Here is a 15,836-nt window from a genome sequence, read left to right as displayed (position 1 = left end):
AGTTGGGGGGGTGGCGATCGGGGGCGCCGGTGGGGGCGCGCAGGCGGCGAGCACCACCAGCAGCACCAGCCCGATGATCCGCCACATATCCAGTCATCGTATGCGGAGCCGGCCCTCAGCCCTCGTCGAACGCCTGGGCGACCGCCAAACTGTCCTCGTACACGTGGTGCCGCGTCACCAGCCCGCCCTCGACCGTGAGGTGCAGGGCGAACCTGGACCGGTAGGCCCGGCCCGTCGTACGCGCGGTCTGGCGGATCTCGCCGAGCACGACCGCGTGCTCCCCGTCCACCAGCACGCGCTCGACCACCGTGTCGACCGCCTCCGGCACGTGGTGCTCGGCGATCTCCCGGTAGTGCGCCTCGGCGTCGGCGCGGGTGACGCGGTGGCGGATCCACGGGGTCGCGGCCCGCCCGTGCTCGGCCTCCGGCCAGTCGAGCTTCCAGTCGGCGTCGTCGGCGTACAGCTCGGCGATGCGCCGGGCGTCGCCCTCACCCATCCGGCGCAGCAACTCCTGGACGACGTCACGTGTGGACATGCGGTGCTTCCTCCCCGATCGACCGATACCGGAAGCCTGGCAGAACCTGGCCCGTGGCGCGATTACGTCCCAGGTAGGCGGCTTGACAAATTTATTTGTCGGTGAGACTCTCAAGACATGGACAACACGGTCACTTCTCAGGACGGCACCACCATCGCCTACACCCGCATCGGCCAGGGTCCGGCGGTCATCCTGGTCGACGGAGCCATGTGTCACCGCGCCTCCGGGCCCAACACGCCGCTGGCCGCCGAGCTCGCCGGCAGCCACACGGTCTACACCTACGACCGGCGCGGGCGCGGCGGGAGCGGCGACACCCCGCCGTTCGCGATCGAGCGGGAGATCGAGGACCTCGCCGCGCTGATCGACGCGATCGGCGAGCCCGTCTTCCTGTACGGGATCTCGTCCGGCGCGGCGCTGGCCCTGGCCGCGACCGCCGCGGGGCTGCCCGTGACCAAGGTCGCCGTGTACGAGCCGCCGTTCGTGGTCGACGGCACCCGCCCGCCCATGCCCGGCGACTACGAGGAGCGGATCCGCGCGTTCATCGCCGGTGACCGCCGGGCCGACGCGATCCGCTACTTCATGCGGACGGGCGTCGGGCTGCCCGGCATCATGGTGGCCCTGATGAGGCTCATGCCGGGCTGGTCCGGCATGAAGGCGGTGGCCCACACGCTGGCCTACGACGCGGCGCTCGTGGCGCGGTTCGGGCAGGGCCGCCCGCTTCCCGAGAGGGAGTGGGACGGCGTGAAGGTGCCCGCGCTGGTGATCGACGGCGGCAAGAGCCCGGCCTGGATCCGCAACGGCGCCGCCGACCTGGCCCGCGTCCTGCCCGACGCCGAAACGCGCACCCTTGAGGGCCAAACGCACATGGTCAAGCCGCGCGCCCTGGCTCCCGTCCTGAAGGGGTTCTTCCGATGAGCTTTCGCACCACCGTTGAACTGGGCGGCAAGACCGCTACCGGGATCGAGGTGCCGGCCGGCGTCGTGGAGGCGCTCGGCTCGGGCAGGCGGCCCGCCGTCACGGTCACGATCAACGGCTACAGCTACCGCAGCACGGTCGCCGTCATGGGCGGCCGCTACCTGCTGCCGCTCAGCGCCGAGCACCGGCAGGGCGCCGGGGTCGCCGCGGGTGACGAGGTCGACGTGACGGTGGAGCTCGACACCGCGCCGCGCGAGGTGACGGTCCCCGCCGACCTGGCCGAGGCGCTCGACCGGGCCCCCGAGGCGAAGGCGTTCTTCGACAGCCTCTCCTACTCCCGCCGGCTCCGGGTCGTCCTGCTGGTCGAGGGCGCCAAGAAGGCCGAGACCCGGCAGCGCCGCGTCACCGACGCGATCGGCAAGCTCACCGCCGGCGAGGCCTGAGCATCGGCCGTGACGGTGAGGCGGGCTCGCTCTTGAGAGCGAGGGCGAGGATCGCTCCGGGCGGCGATCCCTTTCGCGGCGGAAAATCCGAGGATGAGGGGGATCAACCAGCCACTCTCCCCAGGAGGAGACCATGCGCGTTCGCCCCGCCTACCTGGCCGCACCACTGCTCGCCATGGCCTACGGGCTGCTGCGACTCGTCGACGGGCTCGACGGCAGCCGGGGGCCGGGATTGGCCTGGACGGCCGGACACCTGGCCTTCATGGGTGCCCTAGTGCTGTTTGTCTACGTATTTCGGGATATGTGGATGATGCTCGGGCGGAGCCGGGGAGCCACCGCCACGCTGGTCGCCGGGGCGGCCGGGGCCGGGCTGATGTTCGTCCAGTTCGCGATCGACGTCGTCGTCGGGTTCATGGCGGCCGACCACGAGGCCATGGGGCCGCTGTTCGACCAGGTGCAGGCCGTGCCGGGGGTGTCGCCGCTGGTCTACCAGGCCGGTCCGGTCGTGTTCTACGTCGCGATGTTCGCGCTGGTGGCCCAGCTCGGCGTCCGGCGGCTGGTGCGGCCCTGGGTGCCGGTGCTGGTGCTGGTCCAGGTGCTGCTGCCGTTCGCGTCGATAGACCTGATCACCGTCGGGGCGCTGCTGGCGGTGATCGCCTTCATGCCGCTGGCGCTGCGGGACAAGCGGGTTCCCGCGCATGCCTGATCTTGCGGGAAAATGGGACATCGTGCCCGAACCCCCGCTCGTCACCGTGCTGCGCCGCCGGTTCCGGGCGCTTCCCCCGCTGCTGGTGGACGCCGCCCTCACCGGCGCGATCACGCTCGCCCAGCTCTGGCCGCTGATGTCGAGCACCAGTTACTTCGGCGTGCCCTGGTCCTGGTGGGGCTATGTCGTGGCGGTCGCCGCCTCGCTGCCGGTGCTGTGGCGCCGCCGTTTCCCGGTGACCGTGCTGCTGACGTCCCTCACCGTGAGCGGGCTGTACGACCTGGCCGACAACGTCGCCGACCAGCCGATCTGGTACGGCTCCCTGGTCGCCCTCTACACCGTGGCCGCGTGCTCGCCCCGCTGGGTCCGGGTCACCGCGCTCACGCTCATGGCCGGCGGCATGCTCGTGCTGGTCGGCTCGTCGGAGACGGCCCTGCGCAGCACCGTGCTGTACGTGGCCGCGTACGCCATCGGGCGGGCGGCGGCCACGTCGCGCGCGCAAGCGGCGGCGCTGGAGGAACGGGCGGCGAGGTTGGAAAGGGAACGTGAGATGGAAGCCGAACGCGCGGCCGAACGCGAGCGGGCCAGGATCGCCCGCGACATGCACGACATCCTCGCCCACGCGGTCAGCCTCATGGTCGTGCAGGCCGAGGCCGGGCCGGTGGCGGTGCGGACGAACCCGGCGCGCGCCGAGGCGGCGTTCGACGCCATCGCCGGCGCGGGCCGCGACGCGATGGTCCAGCTCCGGCGCATGCTGGGGGCGCTGAAGGAGGAGCAGGCGCCGCTCGCCCCGCAGCCGACCATCGACGAGCTGCCCGGCCTGGCGGACCAGGTCGCGAACACGGGGCTGCAAGTGGTGTTCGAGACCGTCGGCGAGTCGCGCCCGCTCAGGCCCGACTGCGCCGTCGCGGCGTACCGGATCACGCAGGAAGCGCTCACCAACATCGTCAAACACGCCGGCGCGACCCGCGCGGACATCCGGCTCACCTGGGAGGACGACGCCCTGATGATCGACATCACCGACGACGGCGAGGGCTCCGGCCTGGCCCTGCCCCCGGGCGGGCACGGGCTGATCGGCGTCCGCGAGCGCGCGGCCTCCTGCGGCGGCGCCGCCACCGCCGGCCCCCGCTCCGACGGTCCCGGTTTCCAGGTCTCCGTACGGCTGCCCGCATGACGGTCCGGGTGGTCGTGGCCGACGACCAGGAGCTGGTGAGGGGTGGGTTCGCGATGATCCTGGACGCGCAGCCCGACATCGACGTGGTGGCCGAGGCCGGTGACGGCGTCGAGGCGGTGGCCGCGGTCCGCGAGCACGCCCCCGACGTGCTGCTGCTCGACATCCGCATGCCGAGGATGGACGGCATCGAGGCGGCCCGGATCGTGTGCGCGGAGACCGGCTGCCGGGTGCTCATGCTCACCACGTTCGACCTGGACGACTACGTGTTCGACGCGTTGCGGGCGGGAGCCAGCGGATTCCTGCTCAAGGACGTGCGCCGCGACGACCTGGTGAACGCCGTGCGGGTGGTCGCCGGGGGCGAGTCGCTGCTGGCTCCGGCGGTCACCACGCGGCTGATCCACGAGTTCACCACCCGGCCGGCGGCGAGGCCGGGCGCAGCTCCGGGGGCGCTGGACGTGCTGACCGCCAGGGAGCGCGAGACGCTGCAGCTGATCGCCCGCGGGCTGTCCAACGCGGAGATCGCCGAGGCCCTGGTGGTCAGCGAGCACACCGTGAAGACGCACGTCAGCAACCTGCTGACCAAGCTCGGGCTGCGCGACAGGGTGCAGGCGGTGATCGCCGCGTACGAGTCCGGGCTGGCCGTGCCGGGCGCGTAACGGACCGCGAGGCGGGTAGGCGGGCTCGTATGAGTGAGGGTTTCGACGCGGACATGCTCTGGGACGAGTTCCACCGGGTGGTCAACATGAACTCCGAGGAACTGCGCACTTACCTGCTGGCCGACGCCTCCGGAGAGGACGGCTTCAGCGCCGATCCCGACCTGGGCATCGACGAGCTCGGCAGGGGCGTGCTGCACGTGCTGAGGAAGCGCAAGATGGATCTGACCGACGACGACCGCGACGTGATGCGCCGGGTGGTCGAGCTGGTGGAGACGGTCGGCAACAAGAGCGACGACCAGGCGCGGCACATGCTGATGTCCGCGGGGCACGACCCGTTGCGGGCGTAGGCGATGATCCAGCCGCAGTCCTGGATCGAGGGCTATCTGCGGGCCTGGGAGTCCAACGATCCGGACGAGATCGCCGCCTTGTTCACCGACGACGCGGTGTACTACAACGAGCCGTACAGCATGCCCGTGCGCGGCCGTACCGAGATCGTCGCGAACTGGCTGGCCAGGCAGGACAAGCCGGGCCAGACGACGTTCGAGTGGCATCCGGTGTGCGTGACGGCCGAGGTGAGCGTCGTCCAGGGCGTCACGACATATCCGGACAAAACGTATAGCAACCTTTGGGTGATCCGCTTCGTTCCCGACGGCAGGTGCCGGGAATTCACCGAATGGTGGATGGAGCATGACATCAGGTGATGCAATGAGCCGACAACCATCCGAGGAGGCCCGTTGAGAGACAACCTCGACCTCGCCGCGAACGCCCAGCAGCTCGCCGACGCCGCACCGGCCGGCTCGCTGGACCGGGCGGCGGCGTCGTCCGTGGCGATCACGCTGGCGACGACCCGGGACATCACGCAGGCCAGGCAGACCCTGGACGGCGTCGCGCCCGACGAGGTACGGCAGGCGGCGCTGGCGTTGTTCGAGCGCATCTCAGCGGACTGACCCCGGGGCCGTCCCCAGCCCGGTCCTGATGGAGGCCGGGCCTTTCGTCATGCCCCGGCCAGATGGGTCACCAGGCGGCGGATCTGCTCGGCGTAGTGGGCGGCGAACTCCGGCGAGTCCGGGTCGAGACCGGTGGCGGCCCTGACGACCTGCGGGAACGTGATGCCGGCCGCCGTCATCGCGAACAGCGCCACCAGCACCGCCGCCGGGTCGAGGTCGGCCGGCAGCTCCCCCGCCTCCTGCCTGCGGCGCAGCTGCTCGACGTCGCGGCGCAGGTCGTCGGCGAACCCGGGATCCGGCGGGGCGTCGTCGGTCAGCCCCTGCCAGGCCATCAGCCTGCCGTAGTCACGGCGCTCGGAGTTGGCCCGCACGTAGCCGGCGGCCAGCTCCCCGAGCGTGGCGTCCCGGTCGGCGAACGCGCTCTCCTCGCCCTGCCAGCTCGCGTTGAGCGCCTGATACAGGCCCTCTTTTCCGCCGAAATAGTAGGAGATGAGCTGTTTGTTCATCCCGGCTCTGGCGGCGATCTCGCTCACCCTGGCTCCGGCGAACCCCTTGGCCGCGAACTCTTCCAGCGCCGCCTGAAGGATGCGGGCCTTGGTCCGCTCAGGGTCGCGCTGCTTCTCCTCCGGTGCTCGCCTCATGCCGGGCAACTTTATCATCCATCCGTTTGGTTGACAGTTTCATCCGTGCGGTTGATAGTTGTGGCATGACGAACGACATCGCGATCATCGGCGGCGGGATCGGCGGGCTCTGCCTGGCACACGGGCTGCGCAAGGCGGGCCTCCCCGTGACGGTCCACGAGCGGGACCGCACCCCCGCCGACCGGCTGCAGGGCTACCGGGTGCACATCGACCCGAACGGGGCACGGGCGCTGCGCGACTGCCTGCCGGCCCACCTGTGGCAGGCGTTCCTGGACACGACCGGGCAGGGCGGGCAGGACTTCGGCTTCCTCACCGAACGGCTGGACCTGCTCGCCCTCATCGAGACGCCGCCCGCCGCCGACCCGGTCGACGACCACCACTCGGTCAGCCGCATCACGCTCAGGCAGGTGCTGCTGTCGGACCTGGACGACGTCGTACGGTTCGGGAAGGCGTACGAGAGGTACGAGCGGCTGCCGGACGGGCGGGTCAGGCTGTTCTTCGCCGACGGCACCAGCGAGACCGCCGGCATCGTGGTGGCGGCCGACGGCGGCAACTCACGGGTGCGCCGGCAGTACCTGCCGCACGCCCGGCGGGTCGACACCGGCATCACCACGGTGGCCGGCAAGTTCCCGCTCACCGCGCGGACGCGGCGGCTGCTGTCGCCCCGCCTGGTCGACGGGCCCAACAACGTCATCCCGCCGTCGGGCATGGGGCTGTTCTGCGCCCCGCACGACCTGGCCGACGCGCCGGCCACGGGCATCGGGAGCACCGAACAGGAAGGGGCGCTGATGGACAACGGCAGCAGCTACATCCTGTGGGCGGTCGGCGCGGCCCTCGGCCGCTTCCCGGCCGGCCTCTCCGCGATGTCGGGCGGGCAGCTCCGGGACGCCGTCTCGGGCATGATCGCCTCCTGGCATCCCGACCTGCGCCGCCTCGTCGCCGAATCGGACCCGGAGACGGTCTCGCTGCTCCCGATCCGCACCTCCGTCCCTGTAGACGCCTGGCAGCCGTCGAACATCACCCTGCTCGGCGACGCCATCCACAGCATGACCCCGATGCGCGGCATCGGCGCCAACACCGCGCTGCGCGACGCCCGGCTCCTCACCCGGGCGCTCACCGGCGGCGGCGACCCCGTCCGGGCCATCGGCCGCTACGAGGCGGAGATGCGCGCGTACGGGTTCGCCGCCGTGCGCGACTCGCTCCGGGCGGCCGAGCAGTTCGCCGGCGGCGGCCGCCTGGCCCGTCTCGGGTTCAAGACCTTCCTCCGCACCGCCCAGCGCATCCCGTCCCTCAAGGCGAAGGCCTTCTCCTGAACCTGCGAGCTCCTGAACCCGGCGCGGAACGCCGGGGCATGGGGCGGGCTCGGGTAGTCTCCGGGTGACGTGCTGCGTTCGGTCATCCCGGTGGCCGCGCGTACCCCGCAAGATCCCCCATCGCAAGGGGCGGATCGCACTAGCATGGACGTCGTCCTCCTGGCCGGCGAGGGCGATTCGTCGGCCGAAGTGGCCGCTTTGCGACATCCGGTGGTGGTCTTTCGCAGACAGGCCCGCGGCCGGATGACAGCGATCTTCCGCATCGACGGCGGATAAGCCAGTCTGGGGACAGCTTCCGTCGCAACATGAGGAGACCAGTGGCCGATCCCGTCAAGCTAGAAACGCGGGGCAGCGATTTCGCCAGACTCGCCACCAAGATCACCGAAGCCGGGCTCCTGAACCGGCGTCCCGTCTATTACGCGATCAGGATCAGCCTCGTCATGGCGGCCTATCTGGGCGGCTGGGCGCTGTTCGTCTGGGTCGGCGACTCCTGGCTCCAGCTTCTCGTCGCCGTCCTGATGGCCGTGGTCTTCACCCAGATCGGGTTCGTCGCCCACGACATCGGTCACCGGCAGGTCTTCCGGACCCGGCGGGCCAGCGACATCACCGGGCTGCTGGTCGGCAACCTCGCCATCGGGCTGGGCTGGGGGTGGTGGAACACCAAGCACAACCGCCACCACGCCAACCCCAACCACGAGGACCACGACCCCGACGTCTCCCCCGCCGTGATCGTCTGGTCGGAGGACCAGGTGGCCAAGAGCGTCGGGCTGCCCAAGTTCATCGCCAAGCGGCAGGCTTACTGGTTCTTCCCGCTGCTCACGCTGGAGGCGTGGCACCTGCACGTGGCCAGTGTGAAGGCGGTCTTCAAGCCGACCACCAAGCGCCGGGGCACCGAAGGCGCGCTGCTGCTGGTGCACTTCGTGCTCTACTTCGGGCTCGTCTTCGCCGTGCTGCCGTTCTGGATGGCGCTGGCGTTCCTGGTCGTGCACCAGGGGGTCTTCGGGATCTACCTGGGGTGCTCGTTCGCGCCCAACCACAAGGGGATGCCGATCCTGACCGCCGAGGACAAGCTGGACTTCCTGCGCAAGCAGGTGCTCACCTCGCGCAACGTCAAGGGCGGCCTGCTCACCGACGTGGGGCTCGGCCAGCTCAACTACCAGATCGAGCACCACCTGTTCCCCAACATGCCCGCCCCCAACCTGCGCAAGGCGCAGCCGATCGTCCGGCGCTACTGCGAGGAGATCGGGGTCAGCTACCTGGAGACCGGCCTGTTCAAGTCGTACGGCCAGGCCCTCCAGCACCTGCACGAGGTCGGCGCGGCGCTGAGGTGATCAGCCCTGCTCCAGCCGCCGGCGCAGGGTCTCCCTGCGCTGCTCCAGCTCGGCGATGATCTCGGCCTGCTCGTCCGCCTGGGCGATCTGGGCCGAGATCTCGAACTGGTCGGTGGCGCCCATCTCCCGGATCTGGTCGCGCTGATCCTGGTTGTCACGTTTCAGCTTCGCCAGCTCCGCGTCTAGTCTGCGCAGCTCGTCCTCTGTACTCATCCCCCGCATCTACCCAGCTACCGGCTCCGGTCACGTGGCGTACACAATGGGAGGCATGCGGAGGAGCACGCTCATCTCGGTCGTCGTGGTCGCGGCGATGCTGCTGGGCGTGCTCGCCACCTGGATCATCAGGCCCGATCGCCAGCCGAACGTGCTGGACGTGGTGCTGCCGCTGGTCGCGGCGGCCGGGGTGCTGCTGCGCAAGCGCTATCCGGTGGCGGCGCTGGTCGTGGTGTCGGTCGCCGTGGTGGCCTACTACCCGTTCGCCAGGCTCGACGGGCCGCTCATCTTCGTGCCGTTCCTGGTCCTCTACACGGCGGCCGACCACGGGCACCTCATCGCGGCCATCGCGACCGGGGCGGCGTCGCTGCTGCTCATGGGGCTGGGCGAGACCGGTGACGTCAGGCACGTCGACGACAGCGCGCTGGCGATGATCGCGGGCTGGGTCGTGGCGGCCATCGCGGCCGGCAGCGTGAGCCGCAACCGCCGCGCCTACCTGCAGGAGGCCGACCGCCGGGTGCGGGAGGCCGAGCACGGCAGGGAGGAGGAGGCCAGGCGGCGGGCCGGTGAGGAGCGGCTGCGCATCGCCAGGGAGTTGCACGACGTCCTCGGCCACAACGTCTCGTTGATCAACGTGCAGGCCGCGGCGGCGCTGCACGGGCTGAAGAAGCGGCCGGAGGACGCCGAGAGAGCGCTGCGCACGATCAAGGACACCAGCAAGGAGACCCTGCGCGAGCTGCGCACCACGCTGGGCGTGCTGCGCCAGGTGGACGAGGACGCGCCGACCGCGCCCGCCGACAGCCTGGGCCGGATCGACGCGCTGGTGGCGGCGTCCGGGCTGGCCGTGCGGACCGAGCTGTCGGGGCCGCTGGACGGGGTGCCGGTCGAGGTGGACCTCGCGGCGACGCGGATCATCCGCGAGGCACTGACCAACGTGTCCCGGCATTCCGGCACGAAGGAGGCCACGCTCTCCATCAGCAACACGTCCGGAAATATCATGATTCGCGTGGAAGATGACGGACCGGGGGCCGTGTTCACCGAGGGCAGCGGCTACGGCTTGCAGGGCATGCGCGAGCGCGCCACCGCGCTGGGCGGCAGGCTCGACGCCGGACCCCGGCCGCAGGGCGGCTTCCAGGTCGTCGCCGAACTACCGCTGAACGGAGCTACATGATCCGCACGCTGCTCGCCGACGACCAGACGCTGGTACGGGCCGGCTTCCGGTCCATCCTCAGCGACGAGGACGACATCGAGGTGGTCGCCGAGGCGGCCAACGGCGCGCAGGCCGTGGCCAGGACCCGCGAGACCCGGCCAGACGTGGTGCTCATGGACATCCGCATGCCGGAGCTCGACGGCCTGGAGGCCACCCGGCAGATCGTCACCGACCCCCGGCTGGACGAGGTCAAGGTCATCATCCTGACCACGTTCGACCTCGACGACTACGTCTACGGCGCGCTCAGGTCAGGAGCCAGCGGCTTCCTGGTCAAGGACACCGAACCGGCCGAGCTGATCCACGCGGTCCGGGTGGTGGCCAGGGGCGACGCGCTGATCGCGCCGTCGGTCACCCGGCGGCTGATCGCCGAGTTCGCCGGCCGCGTCAAGCGCCCGGAGCCCGGCCCGGAGCTCAACTCGCTCACCGAACGCGAGCGCGAGGTGATGGGACTGGTGGCCGGCGGCCTGTCCAACGACGAGATCGCGGCCCGGCTGGTGCTGAGCCCGGCGACGGCCAAGACGCACGTCAGCCGCATCATGACCAAGCTCGGCGTCCGCGACCGGGCCCAGCTCGTGGTGCTCGCCTACGAGGCCGGCATGATCACCCCGGGGTGGCTTACAACCTGAGGTGTACGGCACTGCCGCTCATGTCACCCCAGATGTACGGCAGGTGCCCGCCTGAGGTGGACGCCCCGGGTGGAGTCGTCACCCGATCCTGCTACGCATGGACACCGTTGAACTGGCCCGGCTGCAGTTCGCGCTCACCGCGGGCGCGCACTTCCTGTTCGTGGCGCTGACACTCGGCCTGGCGACGCTGGTGGCCGTCATCCAGACCCGGGCCACCCTCGGCGGCAGCCCGGTGCACCAGGGGATGACGCGCTTCTGGGGGCAGCTCTACATCATCAACTACGCCATGGGCATCGTCACCGGGCTCGTCATGGAGTTCCAGCTCGGGCTGTCGTGGAGCGGGCTGACGGAGTTCGCGGGCAACGCGTTCGGCTCGGCGCTGGCCCTGGAGACGATGATCGCGTTCTTCGTCGAGGCGACGTTCCTGGGCCTGTGGATCTTCGGCTGGAACAAGCTGAACCGGTGGGCGCACCTGGCGCTGATCTGGGTGGTCACGCTCACCGCGTACGCGTCGGCGTTCTGGATCATGATTTCGAACGGCTTCCTGCAGAACCCGGTCGGCTACCGGCTCGACGGCGGCGTGCTGCACCTGGCGGACTTCGGCGCGATGATCGCCAACCCGGCGGCGCTGGTGGCGTTCGGGCACGTGCTGAGCGGGGCGATGGTGGCCGGCGGGTTCTTCATGGCCGGGGTGAGCGCGTACCACCTGAGCAGGCGGACCGCCGAGCAGGACTTCTTCCGCAAGTCGCTGCGGCTCGGGCTGGGCCTGGCCACGCCCGCGCTGATGGTCACGGCGACGTTCGGCGGCCTGGGGTTCGAGACGATGCAGGTGACCAAGCTCGCCGCGTGGTCCGGCGACCTGGCGGAGGCGCAGGCCGCGATGGTGGCCCAGCACGGGCCCGGCGACTGGCTGCCTCCGGTGTCCTGGGTGCAGTGGGGCGGCAACGGGATGATGGCGCTGTTCGCGCTGATGCTGCTCGTGGCCGCGCCGAGCGCGCTGCTCATGCTGTTCAGGCCGGCGGTACGCGGCTTGCGGGTGTGGCACTGGCTGCTGGTGGCGATGATCCCGGTGCCGTTCGTCACGACGCTGGCGGGGTGGATCTTCCGGGAGATGGGCCGCCAGCCGTGGGCCGTCTACGGGCTGCTGACCACCTCCGAGGCGATGTCGCCGGTGTCGGCGGGGCAGATGCGGTTCTCGGTCATCGCCTTCACCTCGGTGTTCGCCGTACTGATCGTGATCAACTACTGGCTGCTGGCCAGGGCCGCCAAGGCCGGGCCGGGGGCCGTGGCTCTGGGCGACCGGCCCATCGAGACGCCCGCGCCCGTGCTGACCTTCTGAGGAGCCGACATGGAGATCTTCGTTCTCGCCTTCTTCGCGCTCGGCTACCTGGTGCTGGCCGGTGCCGACATCGGGGTCGGCATGCTGCTGCCGTACCTGGGCCGGACGCCGGGCGAGCGGCGGGAGACGATCGCCGCCATCGCGCCGTTCTTCCTGGGCAACGAGGTGTGGCTGGTGGTGACGGCGGGGGTGCTCGCCGGGCTGTTCCCGGCGCTGGAGGCCGAGCTGCTGCACGAGAACTACCCGCTGGTCGTGGTGCTGCTGCTGGCGTGGGTGGTCCGCGACATGGGGCTGTGGCTGCGCGGGCGGGTGCCGGGGCGCGTCTGGCAGGCGGCGTGGGACGGCGCGATCGTCGCCGGGAGCTGGGGGCTGGCGCTGTGCTGGGGAGCGCTGCTCAGCGTCGTGGCGCTGGGCATCCAGGGGCCGCTGCTGGTGCTGCCGGCGCTGGCGCTGACCGCGCTGTTCGGCACGCACGGGCTGGCGTTCGCCGCGCTGCGGCTGCGCGGGGTGCTGCGTGAGCGCGCGGCGCTGCTCTCCGGCGGCGCGGGCGAGTTGCGTACGTTCGCGCTGACGGCGGCGACGCTGGCCACGGTCGGAGCGCTGACGGGGGTGCGGCTGGAGCCGGTGGCCGGAACGTCCGGCGCGCTGCTGGTGCCGGTGAGCCTGGTGATGATCCCGCTGCTGGTGGCGGCGCAGGCGTGGGTGTGGTGGACGTTCCGGCACCGGGTGACGGGGCCGTCGTACCTGTAGAAGCCTCTAGAGGTTGCCGCCGCCGGTGGCGTCCAGCGTGGTGCCGGTCATGAAGCTCGCCTGCGGTGACGCGGCGAAGGCCACCACGTCGGCGATCTCCTCCGGGCGGCCGACCCGGTTGACCGCGTGGTAGCTCGCGGCGTGCGCCTCGCCCTCGGGGTTGTCACGCAGCCAGCTCGCGTTGATGTCGGTGTCGATGATGCCGGGGGCGACGTTGTTGACCGTGATCCCGCGCGGGCCGAGCTGCTTGGCCAGGGCCAGGGTGAACGTCTGTACGGCGCCCTTGGTCATCGAGTACGCGATGGCGTTGGGGAAGGCGATGCGGGTGACGCCGGAGGTGACGTTGACGATGCGGCCGTTGTCGGGGATGAGCGGCAGCAGGCGCTGGGTGAGGAAGAACAGGCCCTTGACGTTGACCGCGAAGTGCCAGTCGAACGATTCGGGCGTCTCGTCCTCGATGTGCCGGTGCACGCTGACGCCCGCGTTGTTGACCAGCACGTCCAGCACGCCTGTCTCCAGCCGGATCCGCTCCACCAGCGCGTCCACCTGGTCGAGGTCGCCCAGGTCGGCCCGGACGGCGAACGCGCTGCCGCCCTGCTCCTCGATAAGCCGGACGACCTCCTTGGCGGCGGCCTCGCCGGCGACGTAGTTCACCGCGACGCGGAAGCCGTCGCGGGCCAGGCGCAGCGCGATCTCACGGCCGATCCCCCTGCTCGCACCGGTGACGAGGGCAGTCTTCATGACGGAACTCTTTCTGTAGTGATCGATACAGAAAGACCATAACATAACGATCGCTATAGAATGAGCGGCATGGCGAGACAACGGGCCTTCGACCGGGACGCGGCACTGCACAGCGCGGTGCTGGCGTTCTGGCGGCACGGCTACGAGGCGACCTCCGTCGCCGAGCTGACCACCGTCATGGGCATCAGGCCCCCGAGCCTGTACGCCGCGTTCGGGGACAAGCGGCGGCTGTTCGAGGAGGTGCTGCGGCACTACCAGGTGAGCTACGGGGCGTTCGCCACCAGGGCGCTGGCCGAGGAGCCGACCGGACGGCAGGCGATCGGGCGGCTGTTGCACGAGGCGGCCACCGAATACACCGCCCCTGAGCATCCGCCCGGCTGCCTGGTCATCTCGGCGGCGGTCAACTGCGGGCCGGAGTCGGCCGAGGTGGAGGAGCTGCTGCGGAGGCAGCGCGAACGGTCGAAGGCGGCCATCCGGGCACGGTTCGACGACGACGCGGCGGCCGGCCTGCTGCCCCCGGGCACCGACACGGCCGAGCTGGCCACCTTCTACGCGGCGGTGATCCAGGGCATGTCCACCCAGGCCCGCGACGGAGCCGGCCGCGAGGCGCTGGAAGGCGTGGCCGCGCTCGCCATGCGGGCCTGGCCCGTCACCGCGCCTTGACGGAGGCGTCCTCCGGGGCCACCTCGGGGGACGACACCCGCAGCCAGCGGCAGCCGTACGGCTCCATGGGCAGCCGCACCCGGCCCGACCTGGGCACTTCCACCGTGCCGTCGACCAGCAGGTCGGTGAGCAGGCAGCTCTCCAGACCGGCCAGGTCCAGCTCGGCGTCGCACTCCCGGTCGGCCAGGTTGTGCACGGCCACGACCGTGGCCCCGTCGGCGTCGCACCGGTGCGCCAGCACCGCCGGGTCCCCGGCGTCCAGCACCGTGTGATCGCCCCAGGCCAGCTCCAGCGACTCCCGGTAGCGCTCGATGAGCAACTGGATCCAGCGCAGCAACGAGTCGTTGTCGCGCTTCTGGTCGGCCACGTTCGGCCCTTCGGGCATGGCGCGCACCGGCCTTTCCGCGCGGGTGAAGCCGCCCTCCCGCGACCAGCGCATGGGGCTGCGCACCGCCATCCGGCCCTCCGCCGACAGGTCCTCTCCCATGCCGATCTCCTCCCCGTAGAAGATCACCGGTGTGCCGGGCAGCGAGAACAGCATGCTGTAGGCCAGCTTGACCCGCCGCAGGTCGCCGCCGAGCATGGGCGGCAGCCGCCGGCGCAGACCCCGGCCGAAGATCTGCATGTGCTTCTCCGGGCCGAACTCCGCGAAGATCTCCTGGCGCTCCTCCTCGGTGAGCTTGTCCAGCGTCAGCTCGTCGTGGTTGCGCAGGAACATCGCCCACTGGCAGTCCTTGGGCGGCGCCGGCCGCTCGCGCAGCGCGGAGGCCAGCGGCCCGGCCTCCCGCCTGGCCAGCGACAGCCAGGCGCGCTGCATGGCGACGAAGTCGAAGCACATGCTGAGCTGGTCGCCCAGCCCCTCGCCGAAATAGCTGAGGAGCTGGTCGTACTCCAGGTTGACCTCGCCGAGCAGGACCGAGTCGCCCTGGCGCCGGGTCATGAACGCGCGCAGCTCGGCCAGGAAGTCGTGCGGGTCGGCCAGCTCCGGTGAGACGTTCTCGATGAGGAAAGGCACCGCGTCCACCCGGAACCCCGAGAGCCCGAGCTCCATCCAGAAGCCCAGCACCTTGGTGATCTCGTCGCGGACGTCCGGGTTGGCCACGTTCAGGTCCGGCTGGTGGCGGTAGAAGGTGTGCAGGTAGTACTGGCCGGTGCGCTCGTCGTGCTCCCAGACGCTGTCCTCCTTGTCGGGGAAGACGACCTCCTTGGGGTTCGGCTCGGGCGTGTCGGACCAGACGTACCAGTCGCGTTTCGGCGAGTCGCGGCCGGAGCGCGACTCCACGAACCACGGATGCCGGTCGGAGGTGTGGTTGACGACGAGGTCGGCGATGACGCGCAGGCCGCGGTCGTGGGCGGTGCGCATGAACTCCACGAAGTCGCCCAGCGTGCCGAGCCTGGGATCGACGCTGTAGAAGTCGGTGACGTCGTAGCCGTCGTCCTTGTTGGGCGTCGGGTAGAACGGCATCAGCCACAGACAGGTGATCCCGAGGCCCGCGAGATAGTCGATCTCCTGCGTGAGCCCCCTGAAGTCGCCGATGCCGTCCCCGTTGCCGTCCTTGAACGTCTCCACGTCCAGGCAGTAGATGACGGCGTTCTTCCACCACAGGTCGCTGGTGTAGGTCATTCGCATGGG

General features: G+C 70.7%; 21 protein-coding genes. 16 read left to right on the top strand and 5 right to left on the bottom strand.

Annotated features, from left to right (window positions below; all coding sequences use genetic code 11):
* Positions 1–115 precede the first annotated feature (115 nt).
* Positions 116–535, bottom strand: coding sequence for a nuclear transport factor 2 family protein (locus ADY59_RS08870; protein ID WP_049560015.1), 420 nt, complete (start codon positions 533–535; stop codon positions 116–118).
* Positions 536–652: 117 nt separating this feature from the next.
* Here ADY59_RS08870 and ADY59_RS08865 point away from each other — a divergent pair, with 117 nt between their 5' ends.
* From ADY59_RS08865 to ADY59_RS08830, 8 genes are all read left to right on the top strand, one after another.
* Positions 653–1,450: an alpha/beta fold hydrolase gene (locus ADY59_RS08865; RefSeq protein ID WP_049560012.1), complete on the top strand. Its 798-nt coding sequence runs from the start codon at positions 653–655 to the stop codon at positions 1,448–1,450.
* Positions 1,447–1,893 (top strand): YdeI/OmpD-associated family protein, encoded by a 447-nt coding sequence (locus ADY59_RS08860; protein ID WP_049560010.1) that lies wholly within the window; start codon positions 1,447–1,449, stop codon positions 1,891–1,893. Before ADY59_RS08865 ends, ADY59_RS08860 begins: the two co-directional genes overlap by 4 nt.
* A 133-nt stretch (positions 1,894–2,026) precedes the next feature.
* Positions 2,027–2,599 (top strand): hypothetical protein, encoded by a 573-nt coding sequence (locus ADY59_RS08855; RefSeq protein ID WP_049560009.1) that lies wholly within the window; start codon positions 2,027–2,029, stop codon positions 2,597–2,599.
* On the top strand, positions 2,592–3,773 hold the full coding sequence (locus ADY59_RS08850) for a sensor histidine kinase (RefSeq protein WP_082309958.1): 1,182 nt from the start codon (positions 2,592–2,594) through the stop codon (positions 3,771–3,773). Before ADY59_RS08855 ends, ADY59_RS08850 begins: the two co-directional genes overlap by 8 nt.
* Complete coding sequence (locus tag ADY59_RS08845) at positions 3,770–4,429, top strand: response regulator (RefSeq protein ID WP_049560006.1); 660 nt, start codon at positions 3,770–3,772, stop codon at positions 4,427–4,429. Before ADY59_RS08850 ends, ADY59_RS08845 begins: the two co-directional genes overlap by 4 nt.
* A gap of 29 nt (positions 4,430–4,458) precedes the next feature.
* Positions 4,459–4,776: a DUF3140 domain-containing protein gene (locus ADY59_RS08840; RefSeq protein WP_049560003.1), complete on the top strand. Its 318-nt coding sequence runs from the start codon at positions 4,459–4,461 to the stop codon at positions 4,774–4,776.
* Positions 4,777–4,779: 3 nt separating this feature from the next.
* A complete protein-coding gene (locus ADY59_RS08835; RefSeq protein WP_049560000.1) occupies positions 4,780–5,130 on the top strand; it encodes a nuclear transport factor 2 family protein in 351 nt (116 codons plus the stop codon).
* A gap of 33 nt (positions 5,131–5,163) precedes the next feature.
* The gene (locus ADY59_RS08830) at positions 5,164–5,376 is read left to right on the top strand and encodes a hypothetical protein (RefSeq protein ID WP_049559996.1); all 213 of its coding nucleotides are present in this window, start codon (positions 5,164–5,166) and stop codon (positions 5,374–5,376) included.
* A 47-nt stretch (positions 5,377–5,423) separates the two neighbouring features.
* On the opposite strand, the gene ADY59_RS08825 is transcribed toward ADY59_RS08830, so the two are convergent.
* Positions 5,424–6,017, bottom strand: coding sequence for a TetR/AcrR family transcriptional regulator (locus ADY59_RS08825; protein ID WP_197093505.1), 594 nt, complete (start codon positions 6,015–6,017; stop codon positions 5,424–5,426).
* A 65-nt stretch (positions 6,018–6,082) separates the two neighbouring features.
* Between ADY59_RS08825 and ADY59_RS08820 the strand changes: the two genes are divergently transcribed.
* The 3 genes from ADY59_RS08820 (at position 6,083) to ADY59_RS08815 (ending at position 8,661) form a co-directional block, all read left to right on the top strand.
* The gene (locus ADY59_RS08820; protein WP_049559991.1) at positions 6,083–7,330 is read left to right on the top strand and encodes an FAD-dependent oxidoreductase; all 1,248 of its coding nucleotides are present in this window, start codon (positions 6,083–6,085) and stop codon (positions 7,328–7,330) included.
* Between the two features lie 144 nt (positions 7,331–7,474).
* Complete coding sequence (locus ADY59_RS53265; protein WP_269433566.1) at positions 7,475–7,606, top strand: hypothetical protein; 132 nt, start codon at positions 7,475–7,477, stop codon at positions 7,604–7,606.
* A 29-nt stretch (positions 7,607–7,635) separates the two neighbouring features.
* Positions 7,636–8,661 (top strand): fatty acid desaturase family protein, encoded by a 1,026-nt coding sequence (locus ADY59_RS08815; protein ID WP_049559988.1) that lies wholly within the window; start codon positions 7,636–7,638, stop codon positions 8,659–8,661.
* Here the strand turns inward: ADY59_RS08815 and ADY59_RS08810 are convergent, their stop codons facing one another.
* Positions 8,662–8,874 (bottom strand): hypothetical protein, encoded by a 213-nt coding sequence (locus ADY59_RS08810; RefSeq protein WP_156325382.1) that lies wholly within the window; start codon positions 8,872–8,874, stop codon positions 8,662–8,664.
* 55 nt (positions 8,875–8,929) lie between these two features.
* On the opposite strand from ADY59_RS08810, the gene ADY59_RS08805 reads away from it, so the two are divergent.
* The 4 genes from ADY59_RS08805 to ADY59_RS08790 all read left to right on the top strand — a co-directional run bounded on the left by ADY59_RS08805 (position 8,930) and on the right by ADY59_RS08790 (position 12,799).
* Positions 8,930–10,045 carry a sensor histidine kinase gene (locus tag ADY59_RS08805; RefSeq protein WP_231618610.1) on the top strand — a complete coding sequence of 372 codons (1,116 nt, stop codon included), beginning with the start codon at positions 8,930–8,932 and terminating at the stop codon, positions 10,043–10,045.
* Positions 10,042–10,710: a response regulator transcription factor gene (locus ADY59_RS08800; protein WP_049559980.1), complete on the top strand. Its 669-nt coding sequence runs from the start codon at positions 10,042–10,044 to the stop codon at positions 10,708–10,710. Before ADY59_RS08805 ends, ADY59_RS08800 begins: the two co-directional genes overlap by 4 nt.
* A gap of 97 nt (positions 10,711–10,807) precedes the next feature.
* Entirely contained in the window at positions 10,808–12,049 is a 1,242-nt protein-coding gene (locus ADY59_RS08795) for a cytochrome ubiquinol oxidase subunit I (RefSeq protein ID WP_049559977.1), read from the top strand.
* A gap of 9 nt (positions 12,050–12,058) precedes the next feature.
* Positions 12,059–12,799, top strand: coding sequence for a cytochrome d ubiquinol oxidase subunit II (locus tag ADY59_RS08790; RefSeq protein ID WP_049559975.1), 741 nt, complete (start codon positions 12,059–12,061; stop codon positions 12,797–12,799).
* Positions 12,800–12,805: 6 nt separating this feature from the next.
* On the opposite strand, the gene ADY59_RS08785 is transcribed toward ADY59_RS08790, so the two are convergent.
* Entirely contained in the window at positions 12,806–13,540 is a 735-nt protein-coding gene (locus ADY59_RS08785) for an SDR family NAD(P)-dependent oxidoreductase (RefSeq protein ID WP_049559972.1), read from the bottom strand.
* 69 nt (positions 13,541–13,609) lie between these two features.
* Between ADY59_RS08785 and ADY59_RS08780 the strand changes: the two genes are divergently transcribed.
* Positions 13,610–14,203, top strand: coding sequence for a TetR/AcrR family transcriptional regulator (locus tag ADY59_RS08780; RefSeq protein ID WP_197093504.1), 594 nt, complete (start codon positions 13,610–13,612; stop codon positions 14,201–14,203).
* On the opposite strand, the gene ADY59_RS08775 is transcribed toward ADY59_RS08780, so the two are convergent.
* Positions 14,190–15,833, bottom strand: coding sequence for an alpha-amylase family protein (locus tag ADY59_RS08775; protein ID WP_049559967.1), 1,644 nt, complete (start codon positions 15,831–15,833; stop codon positions 14,190–14,192). The two genes, ADY59_RS08780 and ADY59_RS08775, sit on opposite strands and share 14 nt — an antisense overlap.
* Between the last annotated feature and the right edge of the window lie 3 nt (positions 15,834–15,836).

The organism is Nonomuraea sp. SBT364, assembly GCF_001083785.1.
GTDB lineage: Bacteria > Actinomycetota > Actinomycetes > Streptosporangiales > Streptosporangiaceae > Nonomuraea.
Note: the sequence above shows the minus strand (reverse complement) of the source record. Positions and strands in the feature narration are given on the sequence as shown.

What these genes read in the sequence shown, in the direction of transcription:
- ADY59_RS08870 (WP_049560015.1), bottom strand. Translation starts at nt 535, where the DNA reads ATGTCCACACGTGACGTCGTCCAGGAGTTGCTGCGCCGGATGGGTGAG.
- ADY59_RS08865 (WP_049560012.1), top strand. Translation starts at nt 653, where the DNA reads ATGGACAACACGGTCACTTCTCAGGACGGCACCACCATCGCCTACACC.
- ADY59_RS08860 (WP_049560010.1), top strand. Translation starts at nt 1,447, where the DNA reads ATGAGCTTTCGCACCACCGTTGAACTGGGCGGCAAGACCGCTACCGGG.
- ADY59_RS08855 (WP_049560009.1), top strand. Translation starts at nt 2,027, where the DNA reads ATGCGCGTTCGCCCCGCCTACCTGGCCGCACCACTGCTCGCCATGGCC.
- ADY59_RS08850 (WP_082309958.1), top strand. Translation starts at nt 2,592, where the DNA reads ATGCCTGATCTTGCGGGAAAATGGGACATCGTGCCCGAACCCCCGCTC.
- ADY59_RS08845 (WP_049560006.1), top strand. Translation starts at nt 3,770, where the DNA reads ATGACGGTCCGGGTGGTCGTGGCCGACGACCAGGAGCTGGTGAGGGGT.
- ADY59_RS08840 (WP_049560003.1), top strand. Translation starts at nt 4,459, where the DNA reads ATGAGTGAGGGTTTCGACGCGGACATGCTCTGGGACGAGTTCCACCGG.
- ADY59_RS08835 (WP_049560000.1), top strand. Translation starts at nt 4,780, where the DNA reads ATGATCCAGCCGCAGTCCTGGATCGAGGGCTATCTGCGGGCCTGGGAG.
- ADY59_RS08825 (WP_197093505.1), bottom strand. Translation starts at nt 6,017, where the DNA reads ATGAGGCGAGCACCGGAGGAGAAGCAGCGCGACCCTGAGCGGACCAAG.
- ADY59_RS08820 (WP_049559991.1), top strand. Translation starts at nt 6,083, where the DNA reads ATGACGAACGACATCGCGATCATCGGCGGCGGGATCGGCGGGCTCTGC.
- ADY59_RS53265 (WP_269433566.1), top strand. Translation starts at nt 7,475, where the DNA reads ATGGACGTCGTCCTCCTGGCCGGCGAGGGCGATTCGTCGGCCGAAGTG.
- ADY59_RS08815 (WP_049559988.1), top strand. Translation starts at nt 7,636, where the DNA reads ATGAGGAGACCAGTGGCCGATCCCGTCAAGCTAGAAACGCGGGGCAGC.
- ADY59_RS08810 (WP_156325382.1), bottom strand. Translation starts at nt 8,874, where the DNA reads ATGAGTACAGAGGACGAGCTGCGCAGACTAGACGCGGAGCTGGCGAAG.
- ADY59_RS08805 (WP_231618610.1), top strand. Translation starts at nt 8,930, where the DNA reads ATGCGGAGGAGCACGCTCATCTCGGTCGTCGTGGTCGCGGCGATGCTG.
- ADY59_RS08800 (WP_049559980.1), top strand. Translation starts at nt 10,042, where the DNA reads ATGATCCGCACGCTGCTCGCCGACGACCAGACGCTGGTACGGGCCGGC.
- ADY59_RS08795 (WP_049559977.1), top strand. Translation starts at nt 10,808, where the DNA reads ATGGACACCGTTGAACTGGCCCGGCTGCAGTTCGCGCTCACCGCGGGC.
- ADY59_RS08790 (WP_049559975.1), top strand. Translation starts at nt 12,059, where the DNA reads ATGGAGATCTTCGTTCTCGCCTTCTTCGCGCTCGGCTACCTGGTGCTG.
- ADY59_RS08785 (WP_049559972.1), bottom strand. Translation starts at nt 13,540, where the DNA reads ATGAAGACTGCCCTCGTCACCGGTGCGAGCAGGGGGATCGGCCGTGAG.
- ADY59_RS08780 (WP_197093504.1), top strand. Translation starts at nt 13,610, where the DNA reads ATGGCGAGACAACGGGCCTTCGACCGGGACGCGGCACTGCACAGCGCG.
- ADY59_RS08775 (WP_049559967.1), bottom strand. Translation starts at nt 15,833, where the DNA reads ATGCGAATGACCTACACCAGCGACCTGTGGTGGAAGAACGCCGTCATC.